This is a genomic window from Amycolatopsis sp. NPDC051071 (assembly GCF_040682875.1).
Lineage (GTDB): Bacteria > Actinomycetota > Actinomycetes > Mycobacteriales > Pseudonocardiaceae > Amycolatopsis.
Map to the genome: position 1 here is coordinate 44726 of NZ_JBFBBY010000046.1, position 7376 is coordinate 52101.

Here is a 7376-nt window from a genome sequence, read left to right on the forward strand (position 1 = left end):
GCGTCACCGCCCCACGGCGTGGTCTGTGTCGCGGAATTCCTCGCGGACCTCCAGCCCGCGCGAAGGCCGGTACAGCACGAAAACCGGCTTGCCCGCGACGACTTCGGGATCGACACGGCGAGGACGCGGCGTCGACGGCCCCGGCTGCACCGGAACGGTGCCCGAATAATCCGGAATGGCGTAACCACCACCCGCGGAATTCATCCGCGACGGCACCACGACCGGCTCCGGTTCGTCGCTCCAGCGCCGGTCGGCGACCGGCGACGTGTCGACGCGGCGGCTCGGCACTTGGATAGGGCTCCGCCCACCCGAGGTGAACATGGAGTCGCCGGAATTGCCCGCGGAAGGGTTGTACTGACCGAAAACCGGGACGCCACCGCCACCACCGGCCGGTAACGCGGGCGCACCACCGCCCCCGCCGACCGCACCCGGCCAAGGCGCGCCGGACCACGCCGCGGCGGGCCGGATCGCACCGGAACCGTTGTCGAGGCGCTGGGAACTGGCGAAGATCGTCGCCTCCGGCCGGAACCGGCCGCCGCCGATGGTCGCACCCACGGGACCGCGAAGGTCTCCGTCGACGACGTCGTCGGTGTCACGGACGTTCTGCCAGAAGGCGTCTTGCGGAGTCTGTTCGTTGTTCTTCTTGCGGAACCGGGAAAGGAAACCACCGCGCGGTGAGGGCACCGCGCCGCCGACCATGCCAACCGACATTTCGGCCATCTGCCACAGCCGCCGTACCGGGCGCCCGATCATGAACAGCAGGACAGTGATCAGTCCGGCCACCACCATCTTCGTCAGCATCGACAGGCCGTTGATCCCCAGGATCGCCTGCAACAGCAACGCGTGCACACCCGCCAGCACCGAGAGCACCACCAGGTTGAAGGCCACCGTGCCCGCCACCTTGAGCACACGACGCAGGATCTCGGGCTGCAGCAGCGAGATCAGGCCGATCAGCGGCGCGGTCAGCGTGAGCACCCGGATCAGCACCTGTGCCAGCAGCACCGAGATCTTCGCCAGCAGCTGGAACAGCGCGTAAACGAGGCTTTGGCCGAGTGCGAGGAATCCCGCGCCGGTCCGGCTGCCGTCCTCACCGGTGAAGTACCCGGTCGCGGGGCCGAGCTTCGTCGAGATGTCCTTGTACGCCGCCTTCTTCCCGTCGACGACGGCGACATTCGCGTCGTCGCCGTTGCGGATCTGGGCCCAGGTGAAAGCCTGCGCGTCCAGCAGCGGACGGCCGTACTGCGTGGCCTGTGGGACATCGGGCGCACCGAACTCACCGCGCAGCCAGTTGTTGTAGACGATCTCGTTGTGCAGGGTCGTCGGCAGGATGTGCCGGAGGACCTTGTTCTCCGAGTCGTCGACGAAACCGGCTTGGATGTTCTTCGTCGTCTGCGCGATCGCGTTGTCGATCGGGTCGTAGTACCGCAGCATCGCCAGCGAGGACGCGGCCAGCCATATCCCGGCCAGCGCGTACAGCGCTCTTTTGCTGACAGCGGCGAGATCGCCGCGCCAGATGTTGCGGAACATCATGATCGACAGGATCAGCGCGACCAATCCGAACAACTGGGCGTAGATATTGTTGTAGACCTTCTCCGCGCCGGATTTCACCGCGTTGTCGATGGGGTTGAGCAGACCACCGTCGAGCACGGTGTAGTGCAGTGAGTTCGTGGCGGCGACGATGTTCTTGCCGAGATTGAACAGCTGGTTGCCCGCCCAGGTGTCGATCGTCGAGTCCGGCGAGGTGAGACCTGCCATCGGGCCGCAGTTGGTCTGGAAGTTCTGCCAGACCAGACCGGCGTAGCTGTAGTCGATGTAGGCGCTTCCGGCTTCACCGTGCCCCTCAGCCGGATCGATGGCGCCGACCATGCCCGACCCCGGTCGCTCCGGGTTCGGCGCTTCGCCACAGGCCGCGGCCGACGCCGCCGGAGCGGTCGCCACGGCCTGCAAGCCCAGGATCACCATGACGACGAGCATCGTCGCGCGGCGGCTGGGTTTGGTCTTGCCCGGCCGGGGTCCTTCTTTGATGCGGCGACGCAGCGCGTGCCAGCCGGCGGCGAACGCGAGCACGAACGCCAGCGTGAGCGCCGTGTTCATGCGGCGTCCCTGCCGGTGCCGCCCTTGACGGCGCGCGCGTGCTGCTCGCCTTGTCCTCCGTCAGGACCGTTGTGTCCATTGTGGACGGCGCCTTGGACTTCGCCCGTCTCGGCGGCCAGCGGGTCCGGCGCGCCGAGCATCTGCTCGTCGGTGAGCCCGACCTCGAGTTCGGCCGCGAGTTCGAGGTCCTCTTCCAGTGCGAAGTCGTCTTCCTCCGGCGGCGACGCCACGAACTGCTTCTCCGCCGGGACCGCGATCGCGTTGCCCGGCCTGGACGGTTTGGCGTCGGGCGAACCCGGCGTGGTGTCCATGACCCGGCGCAGGTGTTCCAGGTGCGGTCCGGAGAAGTCGACCCGGATCCGCTCCACGCCGCCAGCGCCGTCACCGAAGATGAACTGGCGAGGCTCGACGTCCCGCTGGAGATCGCGAGACGAACCGGGACGGCGGCCCAGCGCCGCGACGACCTGTTCGTAGCCGACGCCGACCGGGACCTTCAGCAGGCGCAGCGCGTCGGCCTGGGCGTCGTCGTCGTCGAGACGGCCGACGAACACCGAGTCCAGCAGTGCCACGAAGCCCTGGATCTTCAGGAAGTCCGCGGGGATCTGCGAGGACAGCAGCACCCGGACGTTCCACTTTCGCGAGTCACGTGCGAAGCGGTTCATCAGCACGCGGCCGGTCGGGACCTCGGAGAGGAAGAACGCCTCGTCGATCCAGACGCCCTTGCGCAGCTCCTTCGGCTTCTCGTACACCGACCGCTGCGTCAGCCAGGCGGCGAGGTTCAGCATCTCGACGCCGAGCGATTCCGCGTCCGTCCAGTATTCGCGCGGGACGCCGTCCTTGGGCAGGGTCAGCCCCGCCATGGTCAGCACGGTCATCCGGTCGTCGCGGGTCTCGGCGTACGGGTCCGCGTCGGTCTCCGGGATGAGCAGCGCCATCCGCTCGCGCATCTCGTCGAGGAAGTCCGCGACGACGACGGCGTGCTCGTGGTGCTCGCTGGAGTCCCGGCGCAACGCGTCGATGACCTGGCCGGGGTCGGCTTCGAACCGGCCGCCGACCGCGCGGACGGCACGCAGCAACACGATCCGGGTCTGCGCCATCCGCGAGACCTCGTAGGGCAGGACACCGGTGAGGACGTCGAGCACGAGGCGTCGCCGTGTCGCACCCGCGAGGGCCTTCTCCCGGCGCCAGGAGCGCTCGGGGTCCTCTTCGTCCATGAAATGCTCGATCTGCGGCTCGGCGACCACCCGGTACGGGTTGAGGATGCCGGGCTGCGCGTTGAGCAGGTTGATGTTCCGCGCGTACGGCCGCAGTTCGGGCAGATCGCACAGCCGCGACAGCGGGCCCGACGGGTCGAGGATCGTCCAGTGCGCGCCCGCGCGAAGGGTCTTGTAGACGATGCCGCCACCGAGGAACGACTTGCCGCCACCGAGTCCAGCGACCATGGCCGTGAGGCCAGAGCCGTCGCGGATCTCCTGCGCCATCCACGGATCCCACGCCACCGGACGCCGGGTCGCGGTCACGGTCTCGCCGAGCAGGATGCCGCGGCGGTCGCCCACCTCGGCCGTCGCCGTCGGGACCGACGAGGACGCCCACACGACCGAACCGCGGCGCATGTACGCCGCCGAGGCCAGCGGCTCACCGGGGATGAACTCCCTGGCCAGCGCGTACTGGGCCTCGGGATGCTCGACGGCGATCTTCGGCTTGTAGAGGTCGAGCAGCTGCTGGGCCAGGCGCAGCGCGTCGCGCTCGGTCGGCCCGGACACCGCCAACCGCCACCACGACCGCACGCGGGTGGCCAGCGCGGTGAAGCCCGACGTCATCTCGTCGTCGATCTCCAGCACCCGGCCCGCCTGGCGCGCCAGCGACTGCGGCGGCTCCAGTTCGTGCTCGTCGGTGTAGTGCTTGACCTGCGAACGCACCTTGTTCATCTGGCGCTGGAGCTCGCCTGAGACCTCTTCCGGGCGCCGGACGTAAATCCGCGCCGACACCTCGACTGCGGCGGGCAGCCGGTCGGCGTGCTGGATCCACGGGTCGTCGACCTCGGGGATCTGCAGGCCGTGCATCTGGCCGACGGTGAGGACGGCGAGATGCCGCGACACCCCGGCGTTGGAGCCGGTGCGGCCACGCACGGTGACCGTCGGCGCGTACGGCTCGGCGTGGAAGTCCGCCGCGTCGGTGAAGCTGGCGAGGTCCTCGGGCTCCCAGGCTGCGCCGGGGACGGCGGGCATATTGCGTGGCGCGGGCAGGCCCAGCGAGCACGAGCGGTGCATCAGCCAGGACATCTCTTCGGCGTGCACCGGGCGGCCTTCGAGCCCGGCGGAGCCGATCACCTGGTCGAGGTGCTCGACCTCGGAGTCGAGTGCGGCCAATTCGGCGTCGACGGCCTCGGGCAGGATCTTGCGCAGCACCGGGGCGGCGCTTTCGACGGCGCGGTCGATCATCCGCCGGGTCTGCACCTGGACGCCGAGGTAGACCTCTTTTTCGGCCATCGAACGGCCCATCAGCTGCTGCTGCTCGCCGATGAGATAGTCGTCGAAGGACAGCGCGCCCTGGACGTCGTGGGGACGGCCGACGGCGTTGTGCACATGGGCCTCGGCCCACATCCGGATCGGGTACGGCCGGTTGGTCACCCGCAGATGCAGCCAGCGTCCCTGAAGCTCGGCGTACTGGCCGGCGATGGCCGCGATCAGGTCGCGGCGCTGCGAGTCCGACCGGAAGGACCAGCGCTGCGGCGCGAGCCGGTACCAGGCGTAAACCTCGTAACCGGTGCGCAACAAGTGCCCGTCGATGCTTCGCGCGGCGATCGACGGGGTGTAGGTAGGTATCGCCGCCTCGCCGGGCAGTCGTTTGCCGCTGGCCTTTTTGGGCTGCGCGGAGCGGACCTGCTGGGGCTGGTTCCAGGCCCCTTGCGGCAAGTCACGATCACGTTTTCCTCGGCTTCCGCCGCGACCGAACAACGACTACCTCCCGGCCCGAGCCGCAGGGCGGCTCCGACGCGCTCGTGGTGTTCCCTGAGCTTCGGCGCCGCCGCCGTAGCCGTGGTGCTGGTACTGCCGTCTCCTGCGGTGCTTCGGCAACGGGCGCGTCGCCCGTACCCGGACGCGGGATGCGCTGGCGGCGCCGCCCGTACCCGTGGTCCGTTCTCTCGGTGTGTTGAGCTCTTTCGCCGCCATCGCGGCCACGGCGCCCAGCGGGCGCTCGTGGCTGATCTTGGCCGTGATCAATCTGGTGATCACAATTGTGGCGACGAAAGCCCAGGCGGTCGAGAAGAACCCGAAGCTCCAGCCCGCCCACCGTTCGGCGGTGAGCACGAGCAGGAAGACCGGGATACCGACGAGCCACGCCACGTAGCGGGCTCTCCAGGGAAAAGTCGCTTTCGGCGGGCCGAGCCAGACGGCGTCGACCCGGTAGACCTCGTCATCGGTGCGGATACGCAACGCGAGCCCTGCCTCAGCCCGTGAAGAGGCCGGCGATCCACTGGCCCACGTTGACTCCGGCACCACTCACCGCGAGACCGATGATCGCCAGCGCGATCACGACACCGGCGAGACGACGCATGACACCCGCGTTGTCCCCTTTGCCGCCACCCAGCCACAGGAGCAGAAGTGCGACCGCCAGCAGGACCAGCGGGATGACGTTGTCGATCAGCCAGGTACGGACGTTGCCGGTGCCGAGCTCGCCGGCGGCCAGCGTGTCGAGGGTGGTCAAGGTCATCATCGCATTACTCCCGGTGCGCGGAGAGGGGGTTCGCGCGGTTCTGGCTCGGTGGTGCTTCGAACATCATGGCGTCACGAGGGGTAGTGGTCAAAGTGCGCTCTGTAGATGCGCTTCTTTCGGCCGGTCACAGAGCGAGGCACAGCACCACGACCATCCTCGGTCTCCATCATCGTTGCAAGGGTCGTCAGGATTAACCCCGGCCACCCGTATTTCGCAGTGTGCTGCCGAACTCACCCGGTTGCGCCGTTCTTGCTCACTGTGAGTGCGAGTTGGCCGACTGTGATCCGGCCGTGACAAGTGTGACATGACTCGTTCGGTGGCTTTCCGCGAGTCCGCAGTGTGAGCGCGCATTCGACAAAAATCATGAGCGCCGATCAAGCGAAAGTCACGCTTCCGTTACCCAAAGCGAAAACTTAACAGGCATTTTCACTACGTAGCGTGATTACCGGCTAGTGGAGAACACATTCGCGGGAAAAGCGCCGGCTTCGACGGCCTGACGGCTCAGCGGCCCGCAAAGCTCGTGAAGACGTTTCGTCTTTTCCTCGCCGAGGTGCTCCCAAGGACCGGCCGACGAGGCGTTTGTCGCGGCTTCGATTCGCTCGCGGAGATCATTCCCGGCCTCGGTGAGGCCGCCTTCGGCGTCGAGAAGGCCCTTCTCGCGGAGAGCGTCGACAGCGGCGTCCCACTGCTCGTCGCTCCAGCCGCGGGACTCCTTGGCCGCCTCGGCCAGGAAACCCTTGCCGGTGGCGGTATGCGTGACCAGGGCGTCGAGCCCGCCGAGACCGTGGAGGACGAGTGCCGCGATGTGGCCGTCGCCGCGGTGCTCGCGCAGCAGCGTGATCGCGTGCCAGAGGACGAGGTGCGGCTCGCTCGGCCAATCGAGATCGGCGTGCCCGGCGTAAAGCGGGCGGCCGTCGACCCGGCAGCCCCCGGTCGCCTCGCGGGCGAGCTCGGCGGCCTCCGCGAGCTCTTTGGAGTCGATGGTGTCCTTGCCGAGCAACCTGGTGAGCGTCGCGTCGACGGCCTCGAACCGGGCCTCGATGACGCGATCAGGAGTGGCCAGCGTCCACGCACGCGGAAGGTAGCGGGCGACCAGCTCAGGATTGAAGTTGTAGAAGGTGGCGGCGACGACGCCGGGTCCGACCGCGCCCATCGGCGCCGCACGGCCGGCGAAGTAGGTCATGCGCCCCGGCCGGAGCCCGGCGTCGGTGAGCGCCGCTTCCGTCTCGGGTGCGAAGTAAGTGAGGGAATGCAGTACATCGAACGTCCCGCGGAACCGTCCCGTGACCCGACTCGCTTCGCCCATGAAAGCACCCTACCGGCAAGTAGCCATGGGGCGCAGCGTCCGAAGGGGCCGAGCGGTCGCTGCCCGGAAGGGAGCAAGGGACCTTTGCTATCACTTTCGCGGCGGTCGCCGGAGCTGGTGCTCGCCGGGTGGCGGAGGTGACCCAGAAGTCCGTGAAGGCCCCCTTCCTTGCGTCCGTGACCCTCGACGCGAATGTGCCCCCGTCTGCGGCCTTCTTCCCGCCACCGGTGAACTTCTTCAGAGCCTTCGGCGTCAACGC

5 protein-coding genes are annotated in these 7376 nt (G+C 68.3%); all 5 read right to left on the minus strand.

Translation table 11 applies throughout. The annotated features are described in order from the left end of the window. Positions 1–3: 3 nt before the first annotated feature. On the minus strand, positions 4–2094 hold the full coding sequence (locus AB0M65_RS17455) for a magnesium transporter (protein ID WP_364028326.1): 2091 nt from the start codon (positions 2092–2094) through the stop codon (positions 4–6). Further along, positions 2091–5051 (minus strand): ATP-binding protein, encoded by a 2961-nt coding sequence (locus tag AB0M65_RS17460; protein ID WP_364028328.1) that lies wholly within the window; start codon positions 5049–5051, stop codon positions 2091–2093. Before AB0M65_RS17460 ends, AB0M65_RS17455 begins: the two co-directional genes overlap by 4 nt. 3 nt (positions 5052–5054) lie before the next feature. Beyond that, on the minus strand, positions 5055–5531 hold the full coding sequence (locus tag AB0M65_RS17465; protein ID WP_364028330.1) for a hypothetical protein: 477 nt from the start codon (positions 5529–5531) through the stop codon (positions 5055–5057). 13 nt (positions 5532–5544) lie between these two features. Then, positions 5545–5811: a hypothetical protein gene (locus AB0M65_RS17470; protein ID WP_364028332.1), complete on the minus strand. Its 267-nt coding sequence runs from the start codon at positions 5809–5811 to the stop codon at positions 5545–5547. 442 nt (positions 5812–6253) lie between these two features. Beyond that, a complete protein-coding gene (locus AB0M65_RS17475) occupies positions 6254–7117 on the minus strand; it encodes a hypothetical protein (RefSeq protein WP_364028334.1) in 864 nt (287 codons plus the stop codon). Between the last annotated feature and the right edge of the window lie 259 nt (positions 7118–7376).